The organism is Burkholderia sp. Bp8991 (genome assembly GCF_003853795.1).
In the GTDB taxonomy this organism is placed as follows: domain Bacteria; phylum Pseudomonadota; class Gammaproteobacteria; order Burkholderiales; family Burkholderiaceae; genus Burkholderia.
On the sequence record NZ_QTQJ01000013.1, the window covers coordinates 36903 to 63711 of the forward strand.

Annotated in this window: 21 protein-coding genes; 8 read left to right on the forward strand and 13 right to left on the reverse strand. The window is 69.1% G+C overall.

The features are described from left to right. The first annotated feature begins 451 nt into the window (after positions 1–451). Entirely contained in the window at positions 452–751 is a 300-nt protein-coding gene (locus DIE02_RS16710) for a hypothetical protein (protein ID WP_044844263.1), read from the forward strand. Positions 752–1070: 319 nt separating this feature from the next. Here the strand turns inward: DIE02_RS16710 and DIE02_RS16715 are convergent, their stop codons facing one another. From DIE02_RS16715 to DIE02_RS16775, 13 genes are all read right to left on the reverse strand, one after another. Then, on the reverse strand, positions 1071–2291 hold the full coding sequence (locus DIE02_RS16715) for a M20 aminoacylase family protein (protein WP_409364369.1): 1221 nt from the start codon (positions 2289–2291) through the stop codon (positions 1071–1073). Positions 2292–2327: 36 nt separating this feature from the next. Next, positions 2328–3797 carry an aldehyde dehydrogenase family protein gene (locus tag DIE02_RS16720; protein WP_124529525.1) on the reverse strand — a complete coding sequence of 490 codons (1470 nt, stop codon included), beginning with the start codon at positions 3795–3797 and terminating at the stop codon, positions 2328–2330. Positions 3798–3883: 86 nt separating this feature from the next. Further along, positions 3884–5209: an FAD-binding oxidoreductase gene (locus DIE02_RS16725; protein ID WP_124487269.1), complete on the reverse strand. Its 1326-nt coding sequence runs from the start codon at positions 5207–5209 to the stop codon at positions 3884–3886. Between the two features lie 2 nt (positions 5210–5211). After that, positions 5212–5946 (reverse strand): cupin domain-containing protein, encoded by a 735-nt coding sequence (locus DIE02_RS16730; protein ID WP_124519858.1) that lies wholly within the window; start codon positions 5944–5946, stop codon positions 5212–5214. Between the two features lie 116 nt (positions 5947–6062). Beyond that, on the reverse strand, positions 6063–6515 hold the full coding sequence (locus tag DIE02_RS16735; RefSeq protein ID WP_124519859.1) for a helix-turn-helix domain-containing protein: 453 nt from the start codon (positions 6513–6515) through the stop codon (positions 6063–6065). A gap of 11 nt (positions 6516–6526) precedes the next feature. Then, positions 6527–6655 carry a hypothetical protein gene (locus DIE02_RS36030; RefSeq protein ID WP_257774286.1) on the reverse strand — a complete coding sequence of 43 codons (129 nt, stop codon included), beginning with the start codon at positions 6653–6655 and terminating at the stop codon, positions 6527–6529. Positions 6656–6680: 25 nt separating this feature from the next. After that, a complete protein-coding gene (locus tag DIE02_RS16740) occupies positions 6681–8015 on the reverse strand; it encodes an FAD-binding oxidoreductase (protein WP_185641356.1) in 1335 nt (444 codons plus the stop codon). 153 nt (positions 8016–8168) lie between these two features. Then, positions 8169–10043: an ABC transporter ATP-binding protein gene (locus DIE02_RS16745; RefSeq protein WP_124487273.1), complete on the reverse strand. Its 1875-nt coding sequence runs from the start codon at positions 10041–10043 to the stop codon at positions 8169–8171. After that, a complete protein-coding gene (locus DIE02_RS16750; RefSeq protein ID WP_124522700.1) occupies positions 10043–11002 on the reverse strand; it encodes an ABC transporter permease in 960 nt (319 codons plus the stop codon). The genes DIE02_RS16745 and DIE02_RS16750 overlap by 1 nt, the downstream gene beginning before the upstream one ends. 30 nt (positions 11003–11032) lie before the next feature. After that, entirely contained in the window at positions 11033–11986 is a 954-nt protein-coding gene (locus tag DIE02_RS16755; RefSeq protein WP_044844269.1) for an ABC transporter permease, read from the reverse strand. Positions 11987–12065: 79 nt separating this feature from the next. Beyond that, positions 12066–13649 (reverse strand): ABC transporter substrate-binding protein, encoded by a 1584-nt coding sequence (locus tag DIE02_RS16760; RefSeq protein WP_044844270.1) that lies wholly within the window; start codon positions 13647–13649, stop codon positions 12066–12068. 837 nt (positions 13650–14486) lie between these two features. Then, complete coding sequence (locus tag DIE02_RS16770) at positions 14487–16025, reverse strand: methyl-accepting chemotaxis protein (protein ID WP_124487277.1); 1539 nt, start codon at positions 16023–16025, stop codon at positions 14487–14489. A gap of 212 nt (positions 16026–16237) precedes the next feature. After that, positions 16238–16906, reverse strand: a complete 669-nt coding sequence (locus DIE02_RS16775) for a haloacid dehalogenase type II (RefSeq protein WP_044844272.1) — start codon at positions 16904–16906, stop codon at positions 16238–16240. A gap of 459 nt (positions 16907–17365) precedes the next feature. Here DIE02_RS16775 and DIE02_RS16780 point away from each other — a divergent pair, with 459 nt between their 5' ends. The 7 genes from DIE02_RS16780 (at position 17366) to DIE02_RS16810 (ending at position 26795) form a co-directional block, all read left to right on the forward strand. Beyond that, entirely contained in the window at positions 17366–18226 is an 861-nt protein-coding gene (locus DIE02_RS16780; RefSeq protein WP_124522704.1) for a GNAT family N-acetyltransferase, read from the forward strand. A gap of 12 nt (positions 18227–18238) precedes the next feature. Further along, a complete protein-coding gene (locus DIE02_RS16785; RefSeq protein ID WP_124522706.1) occupies positions 18239–19165 on the forward strand; it encodes a glyoxylate/hydroxypyruvate reductase A in 927 nt (308 codons plus the stop codon). 160 nt (positions 19166–19325) lie between these two features. Further along, entirely contained in the window at positions 19326–20726 is a 1401-nt protein-coding gene (locus DIE02_RS16790) for an aspartate aminotransferase family protein (protein ID WP_044844275.1), read from the forward strand. Between the two features lie 86 nt (positions 20727–20812). After that, on the forward strand, positions 20813–21304 hold the full coding sequence (locus DIE02_RS16795; protein ID WP_006749694.1) for an Lrp/AsnC family transcriptional regulator: 492 nt from the start codon (positions 20813–20815) through the stop codon (positions 21302–21304). A 98-nt stretch (positions 21305–21402) separates the two neighbouring features. Further along, positions 21403–22875 (forward strand): NAD-dependent succinate-semialdehyde dehydrogenase, encoded by a 1473-nt coding sequence (locus DIE02_RS16800; protein WP_124529527.1) that lies wholly within the window; start codon positions 21403–21405, stop codon positions 22873–22875. Between the two features lie 201 nt (positions 22876–23076). Continuing rightward, the gene (locus DIE02_RS16805; protein ID WP_124529529.1) at positions 23077–24597 is read left to right on the forward strand and encodes a GGDEF domain-containing protein; all 1521 of its coding nucleotides are present in this window, start codon (positions 23077–23079) and stop codon (positions 24595–24597) included. 239 nt (positions 24598–24836) lie between these two features. Beyond that, positions 24837–26795, forward strand: a complete 1959-nt coding sequence (locus DIE02_RS16810; RefSeq protein WP_124529531.1) for a phosphatase PAP2 family protein — start codon at positions 24837–24839, stop codon at positions 26793–26795. Positions 26796–26809 lie beyond the last annotated feature (14 nt).

Here is a 26809-nt window from a genome sequence, read left to right on the forward strand (position 1 = left end):
CGCAAGGCCGCGCAGGGGCCGGCCCTTCGGATCGAAGCGAATTCGACCCGACATCGGCATGGCAGGAACGGGGGATTTTCACGCCCCTCGATCGCAAATTCGATTCCCCCTGGTCAGACTTTTCCCCGTTTCCCTCCATTTCGTTTCAATTCGATGTAAGTGTTCCTTTGTCGGATCGGAACCGAAATGACGAGTGCGTCGTATACCTCGTCCGCAAGTGGTTTCGCTTCGCATCATCATGCTCTGCACTCCTTCCCTTTAAGCGTCGCACTGTGCCTCGAAGCGATTGCATGTCAAATCCGCAGCGACGATGACGTCGTGCGTGCGGCCACCGGATCGGTGCTGGCTACGAAGCAACGCGGGGGGCGTGGTTGAAATGGCAACGAAGCGCCGCCGCTCCGTATGGGAACGAATCGTGCGCGTTCTCGGGTATTGAATGGAGGACAGCGCTATGAAGCCCATGACCATTGCAAACCGCCGAATTCTGGCGACACTCGTGGCAGGCGGCGCACTCGTCGCGGCCGGCACGGCCTTCGCGCAAACCTACGTCGTACCGCCACCGCGGTACGAAGAGCCCGCCCCGGCGCCGGGTGTGTCGGTCACGATTGGCATGCACGGCGACCGCTACTGGGACGGCCATCGTTACTGGGAGCACGAGGCGTGGATGCATCGTCATCCACGTGAACGTGATCCGTGGCGCGAACACGAACACGAGCATGAACACATGCACGAACACGAGTATCGTGAATAGTGAAGTGCGGCTACCCGAAGCGGCAGAGGCCTCTCCAGCTTGACACGCTCGTTGCTTGCGCACGGACTTGCCTGATCGCTTCGGACCATTTCAGTCCTGGTTCGTGCGCACGGCGATTCGTCGTCCATCGCGTTCGCTGAACGACCTGCCGAAGGTCGAGCAAGTGGCGCGCGTGGTCGGCATGCACGAAAGTGCCTGTCTCGCGCGTTTCGCGGCAACCTCGGACCGACAATATTCGTGTCTCCGCGGTACGAGCGCCCGCGAATCGCGCGGTATCAGCCGGATTGGATCCGACGTCGCCCGCCATTGCGGCACGCACTCACGACGATCGCGTGAAGTAACGCTGTGCCAAGGCGACCCAGTAGCGAACGCCGGCCGGAATGATGTCGTCGTTGAAATCGTACGTCGGGTGATGCAGCGCCGGCGCGGCCGCTCCCGCCGGCGCGTTGCCGATCAGCACGTACGCGCCCGGGCGCTCCTCCAGCATGAAGCCGAAGTCTTCGGACGTCATGTTCGGCGGCACGTCGGGGTGAAGGCGCTCGTCTCCGAACGTGTCGCGAATCACAGCTTCGCAGAGTGCGGTCTCGGCCGGCGTGTTGACCGTCGCCGGATAGTACTGAAAGAACTCGACGTCGACGTGCGCGCCATAAGCCGCGGCCAGCCCTTCGCACACGAGCCGGACGTCGCGCTGCAGTTGTTGCTGCAGTGCCGACGACAGCGTGCGGATCGTCCCGCGCAACTCGGCGCTGTCCGGAATGACGTTGTCCGTCGTGCCCGCATGGAACATGCAGACGGAAATGACGGCGGGGTCCACCGGATCCTTGTGCCGCGCGGCAATGGTCTGACACTGCAGCACCATCGAACACGCGAGCGGCACGGGGTCGATGCCCAGGTGCGGCTGCGCCGCATGCGCGCCCTTGCCCGTCACCGTGATCCTGAATCGGCATCCGGCCGCCATGATGGCGCCGGTGCGCAACCCGAACTGCCCGGCCGGCAAACCGGGCCAGTTGTGCATGCCGAACACGGCTTGCGTCGGACATTGCTCGAACAGCCCGTCGTCGATCATCTTGCGCGCGCCCGCGCCGCCCTCTTCCCCGGGCTGAAACACGAAATGCACGGTGCCCGGCAACTGCGGCAGGTCTTTCAGGATGCGCGCGGCGCCGAGCAGCATGACGGTATGCCCGTCATGCCCGCACGCATGCATGACGCCTTGCGCGCCCGATACGTGCGCGAAGTCGTTGGCCTCCTGGATCGGCAGCGCATCCAGGTCCGCGCGGAGCACGATTCCGCGGCCCGGGTCCGCGCCCGGCAGGCTCGCGACGACACCCGTGCCGCCCAGCCCGCGCGACACCGCATAGCCGAGATCTTCAAGCTCGCGGGCGACGACGTCGGCCGTCCTGTATTCCTCGAACCGCAACTCGGGATGCGCATGCAGGTCGCGACGCAAGGTCGCCCAGTGTGCGCAATGTGCTTTCAGGGACGTCTCGGGGAGGTCGGGGTTATCCAATGTCGGCACCTTCGGAAAGTAGACGGCTTCCATTCTGTACTGCGGCCGCGCTCGCGCGCAGCGGCTGCGTCAATCGCCAAAACCCACGATCGACTTGACCTCCATGTACTCCTCCATCCCTTCGATCCCGTACTCGCGGCCGTTGCCCGACTGCTTGTACCCGCCGAACGGCGCCTGAGGATCCCACGCCGGGTAGTTCAGATGGACCTGACCCGAGCGCAGGCGCGCGGCCACCGCGCGCACGCGCTCCTTGTCGGTGCCCTGCACATGTGCGCCGAGCCCATAGACCGTGTCGTTCGCGATGGCGACGGCCTCGTCGACGGTATCGTAAGGCAGGATCGCGAGGACCGGACCGAAGATCTCCTGCTGCGCGATCGCCATGTCGGTGCGGACGTCGGAAAACACGGTCGGCCGCGCATAAAAGCCGCGGTCGAATGCCGCCGGCCGCCCGGGGCCGCCGGCGATCAGCTTCGCCCGTTCGTCGAGGCCCGCGTCGATCATCTGCGCGACCCGGCCAAATTGCGCGCGATTGGCCAGCGGACCATGCGTCGTCGTGTCGGCGAACGGATCGCCGACGACCAGTTGCTGCGTTGCCGCGACGGCCAGCGCCTCGACGCGGCCCAGCACGCTGCGCGGCACGATCATCCGGGTCGGCGCGCTGCACGACTGGCCCATGTTGCGGAACGCGGCGGCAACGCCCGGCGCGATGGCGCGCGACAGGTCCGCATCGGGCAATACGATGTTCGGCGACTTGCCGCCAAGCTCCTGCGCGACGCGCTTGACGGTCGGCGCCGCGGCCTGCGCGACCAGCACGCCGGCACGCGTCGAGCCGGTGATCGACACCATGTCGACCTCCGGGTGCGACGCGAGCGCCGCGCCCACTTCGGTTCCGCTGCCGCTCACCAGGTTGAACACGCCGGCGGGCACGCCCGCATCGGCGATCACTTCGGCAAACAGCAACGCGCTGAGCGGCGACAGCTCGCTGGGTTTCAACACCACCGTGCAGCCTGCCGCGAGCGCCGGGCCGACCTTCGCCGTGATTTGATAGATCGGCCAGTTCCACGGTGTGATCAGCGCGCACACGCCGATCGGCTCGCGCACGATCGCGGTCGTCCCGCGCCGTGTCAGGAACGGGTAACTGGCCAGATTGTCGCGAGCGACGCGGATATGTTCGGCCGCGAGCGGCACATGGGCGCCGCGTGCGTAATTGATCGGCGCGCCCATTTCCATCGCGAGTGCGAGCGCGAAACGTTCGGCACGCTCCAGCATCAACGCGTGAACGCGGTCGAGCAGTGCGGCGCGTTGCTGCGGCGAAGTCGCGGCCCAGCGCTCGAAAGCATTGCGCGCGGCCTGCACCGCGCGGTCGGCGTCGCGTGCATTGCCGAGCGGGATCTCGCACAGCGTGTCTTCGGTGGACGGGCTGACGACCGCGAACCGGTCGCCGCCGTCAGGCAAGACCCAGTCGCCGTCGATGAAGAAGCGCTCCAGCCTGCCGGCTTCCATCAGGTGACGAACCGGTGAATCGATGGGTGAATGCATTGCGGGGTGTCCTTGAATCGATACCATGCGCCGGCGAACGGCGGAAGCCCGGAGGCCGCCACCGTCGTCCGCGAGACGGCCTCACACTAGAAATCGGCAACCTTGCCCCAGGCGGAATCGGCGAACCGGCCCGGCTGATACGGTACCGGGTCCACGATCGGCGGCGCCCCGGTGGCGAGATCCGCGATCAGGTGACCGGCGCCGGGGCCGATGCCGAAACCGTGTCCGGAAAAGCCCGCCGCCAGGATCAATCCCGGCACGCCCGGCACTTCGCCGATACCCGGGACGCCGTCCGGCGTGCTGTCGACGTACCCGGCCCATGCGTGCGTGATCGTGGCTTCGCGCAGTTCGGGCAGCAGTTCGACGGCACGACGATAGGTTTCGGTGACGGTCGGCATGTCGGGCTTCGGATCGAGGATGCGCACCGCCTCCATCGGGGTCGGCGCATCGAGCCGCCACCGCTTGAGCGTTTCGTGGCCGCCGCGCATGCCCTCGAGGCCGCCCGGCAGCAGATTGCGCCAGCGCTTCGCGAACATCGGCACGAACTGCGGGGCGAACCGCAGGAACTGCGGCGTCACGTCCACGCGCGCGCGGCCGCTGATGGCCAGTGCGTAGCGTCCGTCGTCGCGGCGCGTGACGGACACGCCGGAGGTGTACAGCGCATCCGGCAAGCGCTGTTCGACGGGCGACACGCTCAGGATCGACTGACGGATCGACGCCTGCGGAAAGCGGATGCCGAGCTGGCGGCAGAACGACGACGCCCACGCGCCGCCGGCGAGCACGACCGTCTTCGTCCTGATGACGCCGGCCTCGGTGACCACGCCGCCGACGCGCCCGCCCTCGAGTTCGATCCCGCGCGCAGCACAGTGCTGGTGGACGCTGCCGCCCAGCTTCATCAGTGCTGCCGCCACGGCCGGCGCGGCCTTGCCCGGGTCGGCCGTGCCGTCGGTCGGCGAGAACACGCCGCCCTTCCACTGCCGGCCCGTCACGCGCCCGCGCTCGCCGGCCTGCTTGCTGTCGAGCATGTACGTCGTCACGCCCGCGGTCTTCGCGAAGTCGCCCCAGCTGGCCCAGCGGGACAGCTCGGCCTCGTCATTGCTCAGATACAGCAGCCCGCAGCGATGAAAGCCCGTGTCTTCGCCGGATTCGGCGGCGAATCGTTCCCACAGGTCGATGCTCTTGCTCGCCATCGGCAATTCGCGCGCGTCGCGGTTCTGCTGCCGGCACCAGCCCCAGTTGCGGCTCGACTGCTCGGCACCGATGCGGCCCTTCTCGACCAGCGCGACCGACATGCCGCGCCGGGCGAGGTAGTACGCGGTAAAGACGCCGATGATGCCGCCGCCGATCACGACGACGTCGGCCGAGGCCGGCAGCGTGGGCGAGGTTTCGATAAGGCGCAGCGGAGGGGACATGGTCAGTCTCGTTCGGTAGATACGTGGACGTTCTGCACGACGTAGAATTTCGCCACGCGCTCGCTGCTTTCCCACCCGATCGACGCGCCGCGCGGCACGAACAGCGCGTCGCCGGCGCCGAGCGACAGCACGCTGCCGTCGGGCGCCGCGAACCGGACGCTGCCGGCCAGCAGGAGCATGAACTCGTTCACGCGATGCGGGCGAACGATCCGGTGATACGGCGTCGAATCCCACGTGCCCGCGCAGTACGCGGCGCCGTCGTCGACGAACACGTTGTCGCTGCGGCATTGCGGCGCGGGGCCGAGCAGGACCTCCGGCGGCAGCGTCGCGGACGGCTTGAAGTCGGCGTCGGCGCGCAGCGCGAACACGCCGCGCTTCGTCGGTGTCGCGCACGCGGCCGCGCAGAACGTGAACAGCACGCGCGATGCCGCGGTGACGCGCAGCGCCGTGCCGCCGCCGATCACGGCCCCTTCTCCCGGGCCCAGCACGAGCGGTGCGGCGCCGGCCGCTTCGAGCGTCAGCTCGCCTTCGATGATCGCGATGGTTTCGATGTGCGGAAAGCTCGCCACGTCGAGTTCGCCGGCGAAGGCGATACGTCCGGCGGCCATCGCGTCGGGCCCTTCCCAGGCGATCTCCCGATGGCGCGCGAACGGATCGTTCGCGCCGAACGCCTGCTGGCGAAACGCGGTTGACGAAGGTGCGCCGTCGGCACGGTGCAACACGAAAGCTGCGGTCATTTCTGCTCCTGTGCAGTGCGCGGCGGCCGGGTTGAAAACCGTCGCGCGATATCGGAAATGGTCGTTCGCCGGCGCGCTCGCCGGCCATCCGTCAGGCGTGCCCGTCGCCGTTGCGCCTACGCGGCGTGACACGACGCTGCGCGGCGCTCGGTGTGCGGGCGCATCGAAGACGGTCGCGCAGGCGTGCCCGGCCGCGCGACCACGTAATCGCGCGGCGTGATCCCGAGTACCCGCCGGAAATGCCGGCACAGGTGGCTCTGATCGAAGAAGCCGACCTCGGTCGCGACGACCGAAGGCGCGAGGCCGGAGCGCAGCAAGTCCTGCGCACGCCGCACGCGCACGAGGCACAGATACCGGTGCGGCGACAACCCGACTTCGCCGCGAAAGCGTGCGGTGAAACGCGACACGCTCAATCCGGCCACCGCCGCGAGCGTGTCGAGGTTCAGCGGCTGCGCGAACGACGCATCGATCGTGCGCAGCACGTCGCCGATCGCCGGCGATACGGGCTGCGGAACACGCGGTGCGCGAGGCGTCGCGCCTTCGTCCGCGTCGTGGAACGGAGTGACCATGCTCGCCGTCCTCATGCGGCCGCCTGCGCGTCAGCGCGCGGCGCGGCGCCGGGCGCGCCCGGCCCGGCCATCGTGTCGCCGCCGGTCCCGTCGCGGCGGCCGTTGCCGGCGGCGAGCGGGCAAACGAATCGTGCGGTCATATCCAATCCTCCGGGGGCAGTCGCTTCAGTGCAGGAAATCCTGGATCCGGTAATACGCGCCGACGATCGGCAGAAACCACGCGTGCCCGAAATGGCCGGGCATCGCCGGCCATTCGAGGTCGCGCCACGGATTCGACGCGGCGGCGCCGTACAGCACGTCGGCCATCACGCGGCCCATGTGCACCGACATCTGCACGCCGTGGCCGCTGTAGCCCATCGAGTAATAGAGCCCGTCGTGCTGGCCCGCGCGCGGCAGCCGGTCGGCGGTGATGTCCACCAGCCCGCCCCAGCAGTAATCGAGCCGCACCTTGGCCAGTTCCGGGAAATACCCGGCCATGCCGGCGCGCAGGATGTCGCCGCTTTTCGCGTCGGAGCGCGGGCTCGACATCGCGAAGCGCGCGCGGCCGCCGAACAGCAGCCGGTTGTCGGGCGTCACGCGGAAGTAGTTGCCGATCTGGCGCGACGTCACGTAGGCGCGGCGCTGCGGGAACAGCCGGTTCAACTGTGCGTCGGGCAGCGGCTCGGTCACGACGATGAAGCTGCCGACCGGCGCGATACGCCGCCGGAACCAGCCGAACGGGCCGTGCTGCGATGCGCCGGTCGCGACCAGCACGCGATCGGCGACGATCCTGCCGCGCGTGCAGGTGATCGCGTGGCGCTCGCCGTCGAGCCGCTCGAGCTGCGTGACGGCCGCATGCTCGTACACGCGTGCGCCGGCGCGCACGGCTGCCTGCGCAAGCCCGACGCCGAACTTGCCCATGTGCATCTGCGCGCCGTTGCGCTGCAGGAGTCCGCCGTAGAAACCGTCGGAAGCGACTTCGTCGCGAATCCGCGCCGGCTCGATCAGTTCGATGTCCGGATCGACATCGCGGCGCAACGCGTCGAAGGTCTTTTCGAGCCCCGCGAAATGCTGCGGCTTCGCGGCGAGCTTCAGCTTGCCCGCCCGCCGGAAATCGCAGTCGATCGCGTGCTCGACGACGATCGTCTCGACGCTCTTCACCGCGCTTTCGTACGCGCGATAGAACTGCTTCGCCGGCTCCGCGCCGATGCGCGCGGCCAGCGACGCGTAATCCTGCGCGACGCCCGTGTTGCACTGGCCGCCGTTGCGGCCGGACGCTTCGCCCGCGACCTGCGCGGCTTCGAGCACGACCACCGATACGCTGCGCTGCGCGAGCGCCAGCGCCGCCGACAGGCCGGTGAAGCCGCCGCCGATCACGACCACGTCGGCCCGCCCTTCGACGGGCCCTTCGCAGCCGGCGCGAAACGCGGGGCGGGTATCCAGCCAGTACGATTCGAATTTCATCGGATTCTTCTCGAGCATGTCGGCGACGACGATCGGCGGCCGTTCATGGGAAATCATTTAATCACCATCAAAAACCGCAGTTGCCGCGTATTCGCGCGCGGCACGCGCACAAAGCGCCGTTTTGCGCGACCGCCGCAGCAGACTATGCGGTGCGCCGTTCGCCGCTTCACTTGCCACGTCGTGCGCGGCGAACTTCCGGCGTGTCGCGCGCTACAGCTGCACCGGCTGCTCGGGCGCGGCACCCTCCGGCGCCGGTTCCGCCTGGAAGCGCGCGAGGTCTTCCTCGCTGCGATGGCACAGCACCTGCGCGCCGTTGCCGAGCGTGCGCAGCGCCGGTGCCGTCCGGTTGCAGACGCCGTCCACGCGCATCGCGCAGCGCGACAGGAACGGACACAGCTCGGCCTCGTTCTCGCGTTCGCCGATCGGCACCAGCGGCCGGTGGCAACGCTCGGCCGCATCGTCGAGCCAGCCCGCGCGCAGCTCCGGCGCGGACGACACCAGCAGATGCGAATACGGGTGATAAGGCGGCGCGCACAGCGCGTCGCGGCTACCGGTTTCGACACGGCGGCCCGCGTACAGCACGACGATGTCGTCGCTGATCGCGCGCACCTTCGCGATGTCGTGCGTGATGAACACGTACGACACGCCGAGCTTCGCCTGCAGGTCGCGCAGCAGATCCATGATCGCGGCACCGACGACCGTATCGAGTGCCGACGTGACTTCGTCGCACAGGATCAGGTCGGGCTCGGCCGCGAGCGCGCGCGCGAGGTTCACGCGCTGCTTCTGCCCGCCGGACAGCTCGCCGGTACGCCGCGAGGCCACCGCGGGCGGCAGCCGCACGAGTTCGAGCAGCTCGGCGACGCGCTGCCGCGCACGCGCGCCCTTGATCCCGTGGTAAAACGCGAGCGGCCGCGCGAGCGTGCGCTCGACGGTATGCACCGGGTTGAGCGCGGTATCGGCGTTCTGGAACACGATCTGCACGCGGCGGTGCTGCTCCTTCGTGCGCTTGGCGATATCGAGCGCGAGCGGCTCGCCGTCGAGCAGAATCTTCCCGGCCGCCGCCGGGACCAGGCCCGCGATCACCTTGGCGAGCGTCGTCTTGCCCGAGCCCGATTCGCCGATCACGCCGACCGTCTGCCCGCGCCCGATGCGCAGGTCGACTTCGTGCAGGATCAGCTTCGCGGGCCAGCCCTTTGCCGTCCGGCCGCCGTAACCGGCGACCGCACCGCGCACGTCGAGCAGCGGCGCCGGTTCGGCCGGCGCCGGTTTCTCGTCGCGTTGCGCATCGTTCGGCGTGACGGCCGCGATCAGGCTCTGCGTGTACGGGTGCACCGGCGCATGCAGGATCTGCTCGGTCGCGCCCGCCTCGCGGATCACGCCGTCGCTCAGCACGACGATCCGGTCGGCCATCTGCGCGACCACCGCCAGATCGTGCGATACGTACACCGCGCTCATCCCGCAGCGCCGGATCACGCTCTTGAACGCCTGCAGCACGTCGATCTGCGTGGTCACGTCGAGCGCGGTGGTCGGCTCGTCGAGGATCACGAGCTCCGGATCGGTGATCAGCGCCATCGCGGCCATCAGCCGCTGCAACTGGCCGCCCGACACCTGGTGCGGATAACGCTTGCCGATCGTCTCGGGCTCCGGCAGCGCGAGCGCGCGGAACAGCTCGACCGCCTTCGCCTGCGCGTCGCGCTTCGTCATCGTCTTGTGGATCAGCGCGCTCTCGATCACCTGGTCGAGAATCGTGCGCGACGGATTGAACGCGGCGGCCGCGCTCTGTGCGATGTACGCGACCTTCCGACCGCGCAGCGCGGTCAGGCCTTGCGCGGACAGCGTGCAGACGTCCGTGCCGCCGATCTTCACCGAGCCGCCGGCGATCCGGCAGCCGGTGCGCGCATGGCCCATCAGCGACAGCGCGATCGTCGTCTTGCCGGAGCCCGATTCGCCGATCAGCGCGAGCACCTCGCCGCGCCCGATCTCGAAGTCGACGCCGTGGACGATCGTCGTTTCCTCGCCGCCCGGCCGGCCGCCGACCACGCGCAGCCCGCGCACCTCGACGAGCGGAGTCGATTCATCTCGCATCAGTGTTCTCCCGCGGCCGCGGCCGCGCCCTTGCGGCGGCCGCGATGCGGCAGGCCGTCGATCAACAGGTTGACGCCCACCGTCAGGATCGCGATCGCGACCGCAGGCATGATCGCGACGGCCGAGCCGTCGCCGAGGCTCGCGATGTTCTCGCGCACGAGCGAGCCGAGGTCCGCGTACGGCGGCTGCACGCCGAGCCCGAGAAAGCTCAGGCCGCTCAGCAGCAGCACGACGAACGTGAAGCGCAGCCCGGTATCGGCGAGCATCGGATGGATCATGTTCGGCAGCATCTCGACGCACGCGATGTACAGCGCGCTCTCGCCGCGCGCCCGCGCCACCTGCACGAATTCGAGCGTGCTGATGTTGACCGCCAGCGCGCGTGCGATCCGGTACGAGCCCGGCATGTAGCTGACCGCGGCGGTCAGGACCAGCAGCGGCAGCGACGAGCCGAAGGCCGCGACGAACATCAGCGCGAACATCTTCGACGGAATCGACGTGAGCGCATCGAGCAGCCGGCTCATCGTCTCGTCGACCGCGCGGCCCGACACGGTCGCGAGCAGCCCGAGCGTCGTGCCGGTCAGCGCGGCGAGCAGCACGGCCGCGAGCGCGAGCAGCACGGTCAGCCGCGTGCCGTACAGGATCCGGCTCAGCATGTCGCGGCCGAGGAAGTCGGCGCCGAACGGCAGCTTCGCGCTGAACGGCGCGAACACGTCCGGCGTGACGATCGCGCCGACGTCGTGCGGCGCGAGCAGCGGCGCGAACACCGCGATGAACAGCATCAGGCCGACCATCGACAGGCCGATGCGGCCGCCGGTCGTCAGTCTGATGCGCGCGGCGCGGCGCTTGCGCGGCTGGTCGGGGGACGGCGCGGCGGGCGGCGTCGCGCTTCCCGACGGCGAGCGCGGTTCGCCTGACGGCGGCAGCGCGGTGCTGCGATGAACGGGTTCGGTCGGGTGCATGGTCGGCATCTCGGAAGGTGGGCGGGACGCTCAGGTCCGCAATCTCGGGTTCGACACGATCGAGCAGAGGTCGGCGAACAGCACGAGCGTCAGGTAGGCGACGCAGAAGATCAGCGTGCAGGCCTGGACCAGCGGGAAATCGCGATTGCCGACCGCATCGACCATCAGGCTCGCGAGGCCCGGATAGTTGAAGATCGTCTCGACGACGATCACGCCGCCGAGCAGGTACGACAGGCTCAGCGCGATCGCATTGGCGATCGGCCCGATCGCGTTCGGCAGCGCATGGCGCAGCACGACGCGCGCGGGGCTCGCGCCCTTGAGCACGGCCATCTCGACATACGACGCGCTCAACTGCTCGATCACCGCGGCGCGCGTCATCCGCGCCATCTGCGCGATCACGACCGCGCACAGCGTCAGCACCGGCATCGCGTACGCGCGCAGGAAATCGTGCAGGCTCTCGATCGGGCCGCTGTACGACAGCGCGGACAGCCAGTGCAGCTTCACGGCGAGCACGAGCACGGCGACCGTCGCGATCAGGAACTCCGGCGTCGCGACGAGCGCGAGCGTGCCGAGGCTGATCACGCGGTCGACCACCGACTCGCGCTTGACCGCGGCGAGGATGCCGAGCAGCAGCGCGATCGGCACCGACACCGCGGTCGTGATCGCCGCGAGCGCGAGCGACTTCGGCAGGCGCCCGCCGATCATCGCCGACACCGGCATGTCGCCGGACAGCGAACGGCCGAAATCGCCGTGCAGCAGCCCGGTGAGCCAGTTCAGGTAGCGCACGTGGGCCGGCATGTCGAGGCCGAACTGCTGGCGCAGCGCGGCGACCGTCTCGGGCGTCGCCGACTGGCCGAGCGCGGCCTGCGCGGCATCGCCCGGCAGCAGGTTCGTGATCGTGAAGATGATCGCGGACACGATCAGCAGCGTCAGCGCGGTGACCGCGATGCGCCGGCCGATCAGTCCAAGCAGGATTCGATTCATGAAACTTCACTCCCGTAGAGGCCGCGTGCGGCCGGCGCGGCAATCCGCACCGGCCGCACGGCGGCGGCACGCGCAGGCGTCAGGCGTTCCACCACACGTGCTCGGCGAACATGAAGCCCATCATCCCGCCGGTCGGGATCGAGCCGAGGCCCGCGATCCGCTTGTCGTAGCCGTCGAGGAAGCTGATGAAGGCCGGGATGCCGACCCTGCACTGCTGCGCGACGAGCACCTGCATGTCGCCGTACATCTGCTTGCGCTTCGCGTCGTCGGTTTCCGAGCGCGCGGCGAGCAGCAGCTGGTCGAACTTCGGGTTCTTCCAGCCCGACTCGTTCCACGGCGCGTCCGACTTGAAGAACTGCGTGAACAGCACGTCGGCGCTCGAACGCGGGTTGATGTTGCCGAAGCCGAGCGGATGCTTCATCCAGTGATTCGACCAGTAGCCGTCCGCCGACACGCGGTTCACCTGCAGGTTCAGCCCGATCTTCTGGCCGGCCTGCTGCAGCAGCACGGCCATCTCGATCGACCCGTTCGCGTCGGAGGTCGCATAGATCGGCGGCAGCGCGGCGCCCAGCGCGCCCGCCTTCTGGAACAGGAACTTCGCCTTGTCCGGATCGTACGGCCGCTGCGGCAGCGACGCGTTGAAGTAGCGATGCCCCGGCGGGATCGGCTGGTCGTTGCCGATCACCGCGTAGCCGCGGAACACCGCCGAGCGGATCTGCTCGCGATTGAACAGGTACTTCATCCCTTCGACGAAATCGGGGTTCGCGACGATCGGGTTGTCGCTGCGCATGATCAGGTCGGTATAGAGCCCCGACTTGGTTTCCTGCAGCGCATAGCCCGGCGTCGACGCGACCCGCTGCGTCGAGCGCGGATCGATCGCGTTGATCAGGTGCACGTCGCCCGACAGCAGCGCGTTCAGGCGCGCGGCGCTGTCGCTGATGCCGATCAGCTCGATCTCGTCGAGGTACGGCATCCCCGGCTTGAAGTAGCTGTCGTTGCGCACGCCGACGGTCGACACGCCCGGCTTGAACGACTTCAGCTTGTACGGGCCGCAACCGATGCCGGTGCTGAAATCGGTCGTGCCGTCCTTGACGATCACGAGTTGCGGCGTCGCGAGGATCACCGGCAGATCGGCATTCGCGCTCGCGAGCACGAGCGTGACCTCGTCCGGGCCGCTCGCCTTCGCGTCGGCGAACTGATCGGCGAGCGGCTTGACCTTCGACGCGGTGGCCGCGTTCTTGTGGCGCATCAGCGAGTACACCACGTCGGCCGGCGTGACCGGTTTCCCGTCGTGGAACGTGACGCCCTTGCGCAGCTTGATGATCCACGTCTTCGCGTCGGTCGTCTGCAACGACTGGGCGAGATTCATCTGCGGCGTCAGGCTCGCATCGAGCTGCGTGAGGCCGCTGTAGAACATGAAGAAACGAATGTAGTCGGCGCCCGTCGAGCCCTTGGCCGGGTCGAGCGTATCGGCCGTCGAGCCCGATTCGTTCGCAACCCGAATCTTGCCGCCGCGCTTGGGCGCGGGTGCCGCAAACGCCGTCCCGGGTTGCATCAGCAGCCCGCCGGCGCCGGCGGCCATCATGCCGCTCGCCGCCATGACCCGCATCATGTCGCGGCGCGTGAAGCCGCCCTTGCTGCCGTTGTCGATATCGTCGCTCATCCGAACTGCTCCTGACTGTGGAAAGTGGGTCCTGGGGTCCAGCGTGGTTCGAGAATTCCGTCGTGCCCGTGTGCTGGTCGCGGGCGCGACGTCGTGCGCATTGAGTTCATTTAAGCATCGCCAAAATGCGGGTTATCGCGATTCGGGGCGGCTGCACGATACGATTCGACCGTTTTGGACCGCCCGCGCAGCATGATTTGCTGCGTGACCACGCGTACCGCCATGCGCTCGATGCCGCGTCGCGACCACTGCGCGATACGTGCGCGACGAAGGAAATCGTAAAGTGATACGCGCGGCAGATTGCGCCGACAAAATTGGCCGCGCGGCATCCGAAACGCGTTCGACACTCGCAAACCGCATGTTTGTGTGGAATGCGCGCTCGCGGCCCGCGGCGCCCGGTACGACCGGAACGTCGCGCGCGCATCGGACGGCGGGCGCCGGCCGCGAGGACGCCTGGCGCATGAAAGGTCAGGAGATTGCCGCGACGTCGAAGCGGCTTTGCCGGACGACGGGCGGACAACAGGGATGCGGCCGGATGATCCGACGCCGGGCGCGAACCCGTGACGGGCCGTCAAGCCGCGACTCCCCGCTGCGACGCGGTCGGCGCCGGCAGGTTGGTGAGCACCACGCCGAACACTTGCCGGCGTGGCGTCAGGAAAACGAGGTGATGGCGTTGCGGGCGGGTGCGCACGCGGCGGTCAGCGGTCAGCTGTCGGGCGGTCAGGCGGTCAGGCGGTCAGACGTCGAGCAATCAGGCAGTCGGGCAGTCACGCAGTCACGCAGTCACGCAGTCACGCAGTCACGCAGTCACGCAGTCAGAGTCAGACAGTCGAGCAATCAAGCCGTCAGCCTGAACACCGACACGGCGGCCCTCAACCGTGCCGCCTGTTCATCCAGCGAGGACGCGGCCGCGGCGGCCTGCTCCACCAGCGCGGCATTCTGCTGGGTCACTTCGTCCATCTGCGCGACCGCCAGGCCGATCTGTTCGATGCCGGTACTTTGCTCGGCGGATGCCGCGGTAATCTCGCCCATGATGTCGGCGACCCGGTCGATCGACCGGACGATCTCCGTCATGCGCGCGCCGGCCGTCTCGACGAGCCGGCTGCCGCTGCCGACCCGCTCGACCGACGCCTCGATCAATCCCTTGATGTCTTTCGCGGCCGCCGCGCTGCGTTGCGCGAGCGAGCGGACCTCCGCGGCCACGACCGCGAACCCGCGCCCTTCCTCGCCGGCCCGCGCGGCTTCGACCGCGGCATTGAGCGCGAGAATGTTGGTCTGGAACGCGATGCTCTCGATCACGACGGTAATGTCGGCGATCCGCACCGATCCGTCCGAAATCTGCCGCATCGTTTCGACGACTTCCCGCACGGCGGCGCCGCCGAGTTCGGTCGCCTCCTTCGCGTGGGTCACGAGCGCATTCGCCTGACGTGCATTGTCGGCATTCTGTTTGACCGTCGACGTGATCTGTTCCATGCTGGCGGCCGTTTGCTGCAGCGACGCGGCCTGTTCCTCCGTGCGCTGGGACAGGTCCAGGTTGCCTTGCGCGATCTCGCCGGTGCCGACGGCGATCGAGCGGGTCGTGGTCTGGATGTCGGCGATGGTTTCGGTGAGTCGCGCCTTCATGTCGCCGAGCGCGACGAGCAGGCTGCCCGGCGCGGCGTGCGCCGTATCGAACTGCACGTCCAGTTCGCCGGCGGCGATGCGGGCCGCGATCCCGGCCGCCTGCGCGGGCTCGCCGCCCAGCGTCCGCCGGACGCTGCGCAACACCCCCCACGCGATCGCCGCGAGCGCCGCGGCGATGACGAGCGTGATGGCGCCGAGCACCTGCGCGAGCCGCGCAAACGCCGCGTTGATGTCGTCGTAGAAGAATCCGGTGCCGATCCACCAGTCCCAGTCCGGAACGGCGACCACGCCCTGCAGTTTCGGCTCCACGTCCGCGTCCGGGCTGCGCTTGATCAGCACGTCGACGAGCGCGAAATGCGCCTGGGCCATTCCGGCGCGGTACGCCTCGCTGTCGGTCAGGCCGCTGGTCGTGCGGTTGCCCTTCGCGCGGGTGCCGATGAACTTCGCGTTCGGATGCACGAGGTTGACGCCGTCGGACGTCGTCACCCAGTAGTAGCTCTTCGAATTCGCATTGAGCGCGGACAACGCGGCCTTGGCCTGCTGCTGGGCCTGCTCCCGGGTGAGCGTTCCGCTCGCCTGCATCGCGCGATACGAGTCGACCAGATGCTCGGCTTTGGTCAGCAGGATGACGATCTCGTCACGCCGGCTGTCGATCAGCGCGTCGCGCAGCGTGTGCAGCGACATCGCGGCGAGCAATGCAACGCCGAGCAGCGCCGCGACGACGAGCATCAGCAGTTTCGTGGACAACTTCATGCGGGGGGCCTCGCGATATTAACCGTTCGGTACATATATCGGCTCGGACGGCCCCGCCTTGAATGGCGCCGTATCGGTAATTACCCTCGGTTCGTGCGGTGAGCGCACGCGTGAAGCGGCAAGGCCGTCGCGCCCCTCTTGGCCGGTCCTGACAGGCCTGCCGGCACGGCCACGCGCACAGGGCGCGCAGCCGCCCGCCGGCGCGGCGGCGCTTACAGCCCGAGTTGCGTCGCGAGGTGACCGATGTCCGACACCTCGTAATAGTTGTAGAACGGCGTGCCCGGCTCGTGCCCGCGATTGACGAACGCCTTGTGCTTGATGCCGAGATCCTCGGCCGTCATCAGGTCGTAGCGCAGGCTCGACGACACGTGCAGCACGTCCTCGGGCTTGCAGCCGAGCTTGCCGAACATGTATTCGAAGCCCTGCATGCGCGGCTTGTACGACTGCGCCTGCTGCGCGGTGAACACCGCATGGAACGGCGCGCCGAGCTTGTCGACGTTGCTCATGATCTGCTCGTCCATGGCGTTCGACAGGATCACGAGCTTGTACTTCTGCGCGAGCCGCGACAGGCCGGCCGGCACGTCCGGATGCGGGCCCCACGTCGGCACCGCATGATAGAAGCGCTCGGCCTCGGCTTCGTCGAACGGCGTGCCGATGCGCGCGCAGGTGCGCCGGATCGCGTTGACGACGACGTCGCGGTACGGCTTCCACGCCCCGAGCACCTCGTCGAGCCGATAGGCGGCGAACGCGCGCACGAAATCCTCCATCGCGACCGGCGACAGCCGGTCCGCGTAGATCTCGCGCGCCAGGTCCGCCATCTGGAAGCGGGTCAGCGTGCCGTAGCAGTCGAACGTGATGAACTTCGGTTCAAATTGGATCATGGTGAGGTCCTGTCGGTATGAAACCCCGGCAGGGCCGGGGACGGGCTGGGTTCAACGCAATTGAATCAGGGCAAAAAATCCGTCGCGCATCGTTCGACGCCGGTCGAAACGCAGATTCGCCGCGTGTTGCAGGCCGCGGGCAGCACGATCTGCGGCACGGCCGCGCGCGGCGCCGCGGGCCGCCCGGCAGGCTTCGCGCAACCGCGGCGCGCCAACCGCGGCGCGGCTCGCCCGGGCGGCGCCGCTGCAGTTCCATCGTAGTGTCATTCCCACAGCAGAAGCTGTCGGATTGGCGTGCCGCGCCGGCATGAAGCGCGCGTTCGCGCGCGCCGATCGCGCCGGTTTGCGTCGATCTCGCCCGGCCGCCCGCCGTCGCCGGAAAACAGGCGAATCGTCCTATCCGCGCCGCGGTGTCGCTGGCAGAGTCGATATGTCATTCCTACCCATCCGGAGTCCGGCGTGTCCGATCTCAACCCTTCCAGCACGCTCATCTATCGTCCGTTCACCGACACCGACCTGCCCGCCGCGCATCGTCTGTCGGAAGCGGTCAAGTGGCCGCACCGTCTCGACGACTGGCGCTTCGCGCTCCAGCTCGGCCACGGCTTCGTCGCCGAAGACGAAGGCGGCATCGTCGGCACCGCGCTCGGCTGGCGCTTCGGCGACGCGCACGCATCGCTCGGCATGGTGATCGTGTCGCCCGAGCGCCAGAGCCGCGGCATCGGCCGAGAACTGCTCACGCGCGTCGTCGACAGCCTCGGCGCACGCACGATCTTCCTGCATGCGACGCCGTCCGGCGAACCGCTCTACGTGAAATTCGGCTTCGAGGCGATCGGCACGATCGACCAGCACCAGGGTGCCGCGTTCCAGCCGCCGCTGATCTCGCTGCCGCCGGGCGAGCGCCTGCGCCCGCTCGGCACCAACGACGGCCCGCGCCTCGCGGCGCTCGCCTCGCGCGCGGCAGGTTATCCGCGCGACGCGGTGATCGATGCGCTGCTCGGCGTCGCGAACGGGATCGCGCTCGATCGCGACGGCGAACTGCTCGGCTTCGCGCTGTTCCGCCGCTTCGGCCGCGGCCATGTGATCGGCCCGGTGGTCGCGCCCGACGCGCTGCGCGCGCAGGCGCTGATCAGCCACTGGCTCGCGCTGCACGAAGGGATGTTCGTGCGGCTCGACGTGCCGGGCGACAGCGGGCTGTCGGACTGGCTGCAGGGGCTCGGGCTGCCGCGCGTCGACACGGTCGTCGCGATGGCGCGCGGCGCGGCGCCCGCGCGGGACCCGGCGCTGCGCACGTTCGCGATCGTGAACCAGGCGCTCGGCTGAGCGGCACGCGCGATGAGCTTTCTCTACAAGGCCGACCCGGTGCGCGGCGCGCAATGGGCGCAGCGCTTCGCGCAACAGGCGCCCGACCTCCCGTTCCGGATCTGGCCGGACCTCGGCGACCCTGAAACCGTCCGCTATCTCGCCGCCTGGCAGCCGCCCGACGATCCGGCCGCGCTGCTGCCGAATCTCGAAGTCGTGTTCTCCGTCGGCGCCGGCATCGACCAGTTCGACCTGTCGCGCGTGCCCGCGCACATCCCGGTCGTGCGGATGATCGAGCCGGGCATCGTCGAAGGGATGGTCGAGTACGTAACGCAGGCGGTGCTGACGATCCACCGCGACCTGTTCGACTACGCGACGCAGCAGCGCGCGCAGGTGTGGCGCGAGCGGCCGGTGCGCGCGGCCGCGTCGCGGCGCGTCGGCGTGCTCGGGCTCGGCACGCTCGGCCAGGCCGTGCTCGACACGCTGCGGCGCTTCGGCTTCCCGTGCGCCGGCTGGAGCCGCACGCCGCGCACGCTCGACGGCATCGACTGCTACGCGGGGGACGCGGCACTCGACGCGTTCCTCGCCCGCACCGACATCCTGATCTGCCTGCTCCCGCTCACCGACGGCACGCGCGGGCTGCTCGGCGCGCGCGTGTTCGACGCGCTGCCGGCCGGCGCGTCGCTCGTGCAGGTCGGGCGCGGCCCGCAGCTCGACGAGGCCGCGTTGCTCGCGGCGCTCGCGAGCGGCCGGCTCGACAGCGCGATCCTCGACGTGACGAACCCCGAGCCGTTGCCGGCCGGTCACCCGTTCTGGACCCACGCGCGTATCCGGATCACGCCGCACATCGCGAGCGCGACGCGGCCCGATACCGCGGTCGACGCCGTGCTCGCGAACCTCGCGCGCCACCGCGCGGGCCAGCCGATGATCGGCGTCGTCGATCGCGCGCGCGGCTACTGACGCGCGCGCCCGGCCCGGCGGGGCGCGCAGCAGAAAATGCCGAAGCGTCCCGTGCAAACACCGTTTTCATACGTTTCAGGGCGCAAATTGAAGACACGTGCGGATTTCTCGCCCGGTAGCATGAACTCACGCTGACACCCGACGAGAGTCCCTCCCCGCCATGAACCAAGCCGCGCTGATCGAAGCCGATCGTCAACACCTGATCCACCCCGTCGTCAACTACCGCGTGCACGAGGCGCGCGGCGTCACCGTGCTCGACTCCGCGAGCGGCGTGTTCCTGCGCGACGCCGACGGCCATACGCTGCTCGATGCGTTCTCGGGCCTGTGGTGCGTGAACGTCGGCTACGGCCGCGACAGCATCGTGAAGGCCGCCGCCGACCAGATGGCGAAGCTGCCCTACGCGACCGGCTATTTCCATTTCGGCTCGCAACCGGCGATCGAGCTTGCCGAGCGGCTCGCCGCGCTCGCGCCGCCTTCGCTGAACCGCGTGTACTTCACGCTCGGCGGCTCGGACGCGGTCGACTCCGCGGTGCGCTTCATCACGCACTATTTCAACGCGACCGGCCGCCCGTCGAAAAAGCACATGATCGCGCTCGAACGCGGCTATCACGGCTCGTCGTCGATCGGCGCCGGCCTGACCGCGCTGCCGGCGTTCCACCGTCATTTCGACCTGCCGCGCGCGGACCAGCACCACATCCCGTCGCCCTACCCGTACCGCCATCCGCTCGGCGACGATCCGCAGGCGCTGATCGCCGCGTCGGTCGCCGCGCTGGAAGCGAAAGTCGCCGAACTCGGCGCGGACAACGTCGCCGCGTTCTTCTGCGAACCGGTGCAGGGTTCCGGCGGCGTGATCGTGCCGCCGGCCGGCTGGCTGAAGGCGATGCGCGACGCGTGCCGGCGCCTCGGCATCCTGTTCGTCGCCGACGAGGTGATCACCGGCTTCGGCCGCACGGGGCCGCTGTTCGCGTGCGAGACCGAACAGGTCGACCCGGACCTGATGACCGTCGCGAAGGGCCTGACCGCCGGCTACGCGCCGATGGGCGCGGTGCTGATGTCCGACGAAATCTACGAAGGCATCGCGGGCAGCCGCGCGGAGTCGGCCGCGGTCGGTCACGGGCATACGTATTCCGCGCATCCGGTCAGCGCGGCGATCGGCCTCGAGGTGCTGAAGCTCTATCACGAAGGCGGGCTGCTCGCGAACGGCCAGGCGCTGGCGCCGCGCTTCGCGGCGGGGCTCGATGCGCTGCGCGCGCATCCGCTCGTCGGCGACGCGCGTTCGGCCGGCCTGCTCGGCGCGCTCGAGCTGGTAGCCGACAAGGCGCACAAGACGCGCTTCGACCCGGCGCTGAACGTGCCGGACAAGATCGCGGCGGCCGCGTACGCGAACGGCGTGGTGTTTCGCGCGTTCGGCGACGGCGTGCTCGGTTTCGCGCCGGCGCTGAGCTTCACCGCGGGCGAGTTCGACCTGATGTTCGAACGCGTGCGCAAGACGCTCGACGACGTGCTGGCCGACCCGGGCGTGCAGCGCGCGCTCGACGTCGCGCACGCGCAGCCGGCCTGACGGGCCGAGGGAAAGCCGGGCTTGTGGCGGCCATCGTTCGACTCTAAAGTAACCGGACATTCCATTTTTTCCCCTCTCACGTAACCATGACGGACAGCAAGCTGGATCGCATCGACCTGCGCATCCTCTCCCAGTTGCAGAAGCGCGGCCGCATGACCAACGTCGAGCTGGCCGATGCGGTCGGGCTGTCGCCGAGCCCGTGCCTGATCCGCGTGAAGCGGCTCGAGAAGGCCGGCTACATCGGCGGCTACGGCGCGCACATCCAGCTCGAGAAGCTCGGCGACGTGCAGGTCGTGTTCACCGAGGTCACGCTGGCCGACCACCGGCGCGAGGACTTCGACCGCTTCGTCGCGGCGATCCGCAACGTCGACGAGATCGTCGAATGCCACCTCGCGAGCGGCGGCTACGACTATCTGCTGAAGTTCATCACGCGCAGCGTGAGCCATTACCAGACGATCGTCGAAGGGCTGCTCGAGCAGAACATCGGCATCGAGAAGTATTTCAGTTACGTGATCATCAAGTCGCCGTTCGTCAAACGGCACTACCCGCTCGAATCGCTGTTCGGCGAACGGCACTGACCGCGGCACGCGGCACCCTCGAACGCGGCAGCCCGCTGTCCGCGCGGGGTCGTCGCGCGCCGGCGTCGCCGCCGAACCGCCTCACCCAAGGACCTGCCATGCCGCTTACGCTGTCCCGCACCGAACTCGTTCGCACCGCCAACCTGATCGACGGCGCCTGGCGCGACGCGCTCGACGGCCGTCGCTTCGACGTCACCGATCCGGCGACGCTCGACCTCGTTGCCCACGCACCCGACAGCGGCGCCGCCGACGCGCGCGCCGCGACCGACGCGGCCGCACGCGCGCTGCCCGGCTGGCGCGCGACGCCCGCGCGCGAACGCGCCGCGATCCTGCGTGCGTGGCACGCGGCGATCGTCGCGCACACCGACGATCTCGCGAAGCTGATGTCGCGCGAACAGGGCAAGCCGCTCGCCGAAGCGCGCGGCGAAGTCGCCTACGGCGCGTCGTACGTGCAGTGGTTCGCCGAGGAAGCGACGCGCACGTATGGCGACCTGATTCCGCAGCAGCAGCGCGGCAAGCGGTTGAGTGCGGTGAAGGAGCCGATCGGCATCGTCGCCGCGATCACGCCGTGGAATTTCCCGCTCGCGATGATCGCGCGCAAGATCGCGCCCGCGCTCGCGGCCGGCTGCACGGTCGTCGCGAAGCCGGCGGAGGACACGCCGCTCACCGCGCTCGCGCTGGCCTTCCTCGCGCAGGAAGCCGGCGTGCCGCCCGGCGTGCTGAACCTGATCGCCGCGTCGCGCGAACGCGGCATCGACGCGGTGGCCGACTGGCTCGCCGACGGCCGCGTGCGCAAGATCACGTTCACCGGCTCGACGCCCGTCGGCAAGCTGCTCGCACGCGAGTCGGCCGCGACGCTGAAGAAGCTGTCGCTGGAGCTCGGCGGCAATGCGCCGTTCATCGTGTTCGACGATGCCGAACTCGACGCCGCGGTCGACGGGCTGATGGCCGCCAAGTTCCGCAACGGCGGCCAGACCTGCGTGTCGCCGAACCGCGTGTACGTGCAGGCCGGCGTCTACGAGGCCTTCGCCGCGCAGCTCGCCGCGCGCGTTGCCGCGCTGAAGGTTGCGCCTGCAACCGACCCGGCCGCGCAGATCGGCCCGATGATCAACGCGCGCGCGGTCGACAAGATCGCGCGCCATGTCGGCGACGCGATCGAGCGCGGCGCGCGCGTGCTGACGGGCGGCACGCGCCTGACCGAACTCGGGCCGCACTACTACGCGCCGACGGTGCTCGCCGACGCCACCGCCGACATGCAGCTGACCTGCGAGGAAACCTTCGGCCCGGTCGCCGCGCTGTTCCGGTTCGATACCGAGGACGAAGCCGTCGACGCCGCGAACGACACGCCGTTCGGGCTTGCCGCGTATTTCTACACGCAGGACGTGCGGCGCATCGCGCGCGTGTCGGCGCGGCTCGAAACCGGCATCGTCGGGATCAACGAAGGCGCGCTCGCGAGCGAGGCCGCGCCGTTCGGCGGCGTGAAGGAATCGGGCTACGGCCGCGAAGGCTCGCGCTACGGCCTCGACGACTACCTGTCGATCAAGTACCTGTGCCAGGGCGGGCTCGACTGATCCCGCGCCGGCGCGTGCAGCCGCCCGGCGTCGCCGCGGCTGCATGCCCGTTGCGCGGTGCGCCGCTGCCGCACACGTTTGCGGCGCCGGGTGCGGCGATCGCGGCGCGAATCTGCCTCGATTTCCGGGCATACTTGCCGTTAACCCGGATTTGACCCGCGCCGCTGCAGACGCAGCGAGCTTCCCGCACGAGCGCCAGCCATGCCTGCACCCACTTCGATCGAGAAAATTGCCGACTGGGCCGGCCGCAATTACTTGATCGTCGGCGTGCTGGGCACGCTGATGTCGCTGGCGGCGCTCGGCATCAGCGCGGCCACGCTGTGGGCCGCACGCAGCGAAGTGGTCGAACATGCGCACGAGACGTCGCGCAACGTCGCCGCCGTCCTGGTCAGCGAGATCGGGCGCACCGTCGAAACGTCCAACAATGCGCTCGTCGCACTCGCCGCCAACCTCCGCAACCCCGCGGTCGCGCGCATCGACACCGGGCTGCGTCACGACGTGCTGTTCGAGCGCACGACCGCGCAATACATGACCGGCATGGGCGTGACGAACCGCGACGGCCGGCAGATCGACGGATGCTGCGGCCCGCACCACAACTGGGATTTCAGCGATCGCGACTACTTCAAGGTTCATCGCGATGCGCACAACGTCGGCCTCTACGTGTCCGAGGCGTATAGCGCACGTTCGCGCGGCGGCACGAGATCCATCGCGCTGTCGCGGCGCATCGAACGGCCGGATCACTCGTTCGACGGCATCGTGGTGGTCGCGATCGACCTCGCCTACTTCGATCACCTGCTGTCGCGCCTGAACGTCGGACCGCACGGCGTCAGCGCGATCCTGCGCGCGGACGGCACGATCCTCGCGAGAAACCCGCCGTTGAGCGATCAGCAGATCAGCCGGCTGCGCCGCACGAAGTCGTTCGTGCAGATGCTGAGCCGCGACTCGGGCTTCTATGCGGCGCGCTCGAGCATCGACGGCGTCGCGCGGCTCTATACGTACCAGCACGTGCCCGGCACGCCGTTGATCGCGGTCGTGGCCCCGGCCGAGGGCGACGTGCTGGCCGGCATCACGCGCCTGACGTGGACGGTCGGCGTGTCGGCGTCCGTCATCGGCGCGCTGTTCTGCGCGGTGGTGTGGCTGCTCGCGTTCGCGCTGCGCGACAACCTGCGCAAGCAGACGCTGCTCACCGACCAGACGCGCACCGATCCGCTGACGGGCCTGCACAACCGCCGCGCGCTCGATGCGGCGCTCGCCGACGAATGGGCGCGGCTGCAGCGCGGCAGCGGCGGCAGCCTGTCGGTGCTGTTCATCGACGCCGACCACTTCAAGCAATACAACGACCGCTACGGCCATGCGCAAGGCGACACGGCGCTGCGCTTTCTCGCCGAATGCATCCGCGCGAACGTGCGGCGGCGCGGCGACATCGCTGCACGCTACGGCGGCGAGGAATTCGTCGCGGTGCTGCCCGATACGGACGAAAGCGGCGCCGCGGAAGTCGCGGAAGCGATCCGGTGCGCCGTCGAACACAGCCGGCTCGACGGCTTCGATGCAACGATTCCGCCGTTCACGGTCAGCATCGGCTGCGCGACCGGCCATCGCGCGCACCCGCGGACCGTGCATGCGCTGTCGCATCAGGCGGACCTTGCGCTCTATGCGGCCAAGCGGCACGGCAGAAACCGCGTGTGCCGCGCCGACGCGGAATCGGCCGCCGAGGCGGCGTGATCGCGCCGGTTATCGTCGTCGTTCCGGGGAACACATGCCCGGCCGGACGCACGCATGGCCGGCGCGTTGCGATGCGCTGGCGATGGCCCGCTCGCCTCGTCCATCACGTTCAGTATCACGAATTCACCAAATAGTGAGCATTCGCGTGCTTCGACCGCGCCCCGCAACAAATCCTTAACGGCTGCGTCACGATCGCCCACGACAATCCGCCATCTTCAACACACCGGATGGAGTTTTGCATGTTTGCGTCACGAAGCCGTTTCCCGCTGCACGTCGCAGCGCTGTCGAGTGCGATCGTTCTCGCCGCGTGCGGCGGCGGCGACGATGTCGCGTCGACCACCCCGACCAGCGCGGCCATGCCGGCGCCGCCGGCCGACCCCGGCTTCGTCGACAGCGCACCCGTGCCGAGCGTGCCGGCCTTCGTCGACAACATCGCGACCAACCAACGCGGCGACGCGCGCTATGCGACGCTGTCGACCAACGCCGCGGTACGCGTGATGAGCCGCTTCCTCGACCTGTGGCAGCCGTCGACGATGCTCGTCGACGCAGGCGTGACCGCGGCCGCGAACGGCGCGTTCCCGGCGATCTCGCCGTCGACCTGCTCGGGCCTGCCCGGCAGCGGCGCGCCGTGCGGCACGATCCTGAACGACACGGTGCTCGCGGCCAACGTTCAATACGTGGTCAACGCAACGACCGCGCGCACGCAACAGCAGGCCGATGCCGCCTACTTCGACGACCGGCGCGGCAAGGGCTACAGCGTGACCGACGGCATGGGCCCGCTCACCGACGCGTGGCGCACGGCCGCGCAGCAGACGACCAGCATCACCAGCGTGCCCGCCGACGCCACCACGGTGCTGTACAACGACAGCGGCAACAACGTCGGCGTCGGCAGCAGCGCCAACGCGAACTTCGGGAAAGTCGTCGACCTGCTCAACGAAATGGGCAACAACGCGTCGACCGAACCGTCGAAGCGCTTCTACAAGTACGCACGGCCGTACCGCTGGAGCGCGAGCGTGGTCGTCGCGCCGACGCTCGTGCCGGCGGAAAGCACGACGCCCGCGACCGACGGCGGCTTCATCAGCGGCCACACGGCCGAAGCGATGCGCGACGCGATGACGATGGCGTGGCTCGTGCCGGAGCGCTTCCAGGAGATGGTCAGCCGCGGCCTCGAACTGGGCGAGAACCGGATCCTCGCCGGCATGCACTCGCCGCTCGACGTGATCGGCGGCCGCATGCTCGCGCTGGCCATCAGCGCGGCGAACCTCACCGCGTACGCGAGCGACGCGCAGGCCGCGTACGGTCAGGCTCACCAGGCGCTTCAGCAGCTCACGGGGACGACCGGCGCGACCTTCGCCGCGTTCGCGCATTCGGGCACGACGGCCACCGACCGCTTCGCCGATTACGCGACCAACAAGGCCGCTTTCACGCGCCGCATGACGTTCGGCTTCGGCGCGATCGAATCGACCGACGCGCCGCCCGTCGTGCCGAAGGGCGCGGAGGTGCTGCTGCAGACGCGCTTCCCGTACCTGAGCGCCGACCAGCGGCGCGTCGTGCTGAAGACCACCGAAGTGCAGTCCGGCTATCCGGTGATGGACGATGCAGAAGGCTGGGGCCGCCTGAACCTGTTCGCCGCGGGCGACGGCTACGGCGCGTTCAACGGCAACGTGATCGTGTCGATGGATGCGTCGCAGGGCGGGCTCAATGCGGCCGACCAGTGGCGCAACGACATCGCGGGCGCGGGCAAGCTGACGCTGCAAGGCACCGGCACGCTGACGCTGGCGGGCGACAACCGCTATACGGGCGGCACGCAGGTCAGCGGCGGCACGCTCGCCGCGGCATCGGCTAGCGCGTTCGGCACCGGCGACGTGTACGTCGGGGCCGGCGGCAGCGTGAAGATCGCGGCAAGCGCACCCGTCACGATCGCGACGCGCTACACGCAGCTCGACGACACGACGCTCGAACTCGACATCGACGGCAACGGCGGCGGACGCCTGCGCGTGGGCGGCCCGCTCACCGTCGCCGGCGGCACGCTGCACGTGAAGTTCGTGAACGGCTATGTGCCGAAGGCCGGCGACACGATCGCGCTGATCGACGGCGCGGCGGCTTCCGCGAAGTTCTCGACGGTGACGGTCGACGGGTTCAAGGCGACGCCGGTTTATACGGCGACGGGGGTGTCGGTCAGGTTGTCGGCATCGTAACCGGCAGCGGCCAT

What these genes read in the sequence shown, in the direction of transcription:
- DIE02_RS16710 (WP_044844263.1), top strand. Translation starts at nt 452, where the DNA reads ATGAAGCCCATGACCATTGCAAACCGCCGAATTCTGGCGACACTCGTG.
- DIE02_RS16715 (WP_409364369.1), bottom strand. Translation starts at nt 2,291, where the DNA reads ATGGAAGCCGTCTACTTTCCGAAGGTGCCGACATTGGATAACCCCGAC.
- DIE02_RS16720 (WP_124529525.1), bottom strand. Translation starts at nt 3,797, where the DNA reads ATGCATTCACCCATCGATTCACCGGTTCGTCACCTGATGGAAGCCGGC.
- DIE02_RS16725 (WP_124487269.1), bottom strand. Translation starts at nt 5,209, where the DNA reads ATGTCCCCTCCGCTGCGCCTTATCGAAACCTCGCCCACGCTGCCGGCC.
- DIE02_RS16730 (WP_124519858.1), bottom strand. Translation starts at nt 5,946, where the DNA reads ATGACCGCAGCTTTCGTGTTGCACCGTGCCGACGGCGCACCTTCGTCA.
- DIE02_RS16735 (WP_124519859.1), bottom strand. Translation starts at nt 6,515, where the DNA reads ATGGTCACTCCGTTCCACGACGCGGACGAAGGCGCGACGCCTCGCGCA.
- DIE02_RS36030 (WP_257774286.1), bottom strand. Translation starts at nt 6,655, where the DNA reads ATGACCGCACGATTCGTTTGCCCGCTCGCCGCCGGCAACGGCCGCCGC.
- DIE02_RS16740 (WP_185641356.1), bottom strand. Translation starts at nt 8,015, where the DNA reads ATGATTTCCCATGAACGGCCGCCGATCGTCGTCGCCGACATGCTCGAG.
- DIE02_RS16745 (WP_124487273.1), bottom strand. Translation starts at nt 10,043, where the DNA reads ATGCGAGATGAATCGACTCCGCTCGTCGAGGTGCGCGGGCTGCGCGTG.
- DIE02_RS16750 (WP_124522700.1), bottom strand. Translation starts at nt 11,002, where the DNA reads ATGCACCCGACCGAACCCGTTCATCGCAGCACCGCGCTGCCGCCGTCA.
- DIE02_RS16755 (WP_044844269.1), bottom strand. Translation starts at nt 11,986, where the DNA reads ATGAATCGAATCCTGCTTGGACTGATCGGCCGGCGCATCGCGGTCACC.
- DIE02_RS16760 (WP_044844270.1), bottom strand. Translation starts at nt 13,649, where the DNA reads ATGAGCGACGATATCGACAACGGCAGCAAGGGCGGCTTCACGCGCCGC.
- DIE02_RS16770 (WP_124487277.1), bottom strand. Translation starts at nt 16,025, where the DNA reads ATGAAGTTGTCCACGAAACTGCTGATGCTCGTCGTCGCGGCGCTGCTC.
- DIE02_RS16775 (WP_044844272.1), bottom strand. Translation starts at nt 16,906, where the DNA reads ATGATCCAATTTGAACCGAAGTTCATCACGTTCGACTGCTACGGCACG.
- DIE02_RS16785 (WP_124522706.1), top strand. Translation starts at nt 18,239, where the DNA reads ATGAGCTTTCTCTACAAGGCCGACCCGGTGCGCGGCGCGCAATGGGCG.
- DIE02_RS16790 (WP_044844275.1), top strand. Translation starts at nt 19,326, where the DNA reads ATGAACCAAGCCGCGCTGATCGAAGCCGATCGTCAACACCTGATCCAC.
- DIE02_RS16795 (WP_006749694.1), top strand. Translation starts at nt 20,813, where the DNA reads ATGACGGACAGCAAGCTGGATCGCATCGACCTGCGCATCCTCTCCCAG.
- DIE02_RS16800 (WP_124529527.1), top strand. Translation starts at nt 21,403, where the DNA reads ATGCCGCTTACGCTGTCCCGCACCGAACTCGTTCGCACCGCCAACCTG.
- DIE02_RS16805 (WP_124529529.1), top strand. Translation starts at nt 23,077, where the DNA reads ATGCCTGCACCCACTTCGATCGAGAAAATTGCCGACTGGGCCGGCCGC.
- DIE02_RS16810 (WP_124529531.1), top strand. Translation starts at nt 24,837, where the DNA reads ATGTTTGCGTCACGAAGCCGTTTCCCGCTGCACGTCGCAGCGCTGTCG.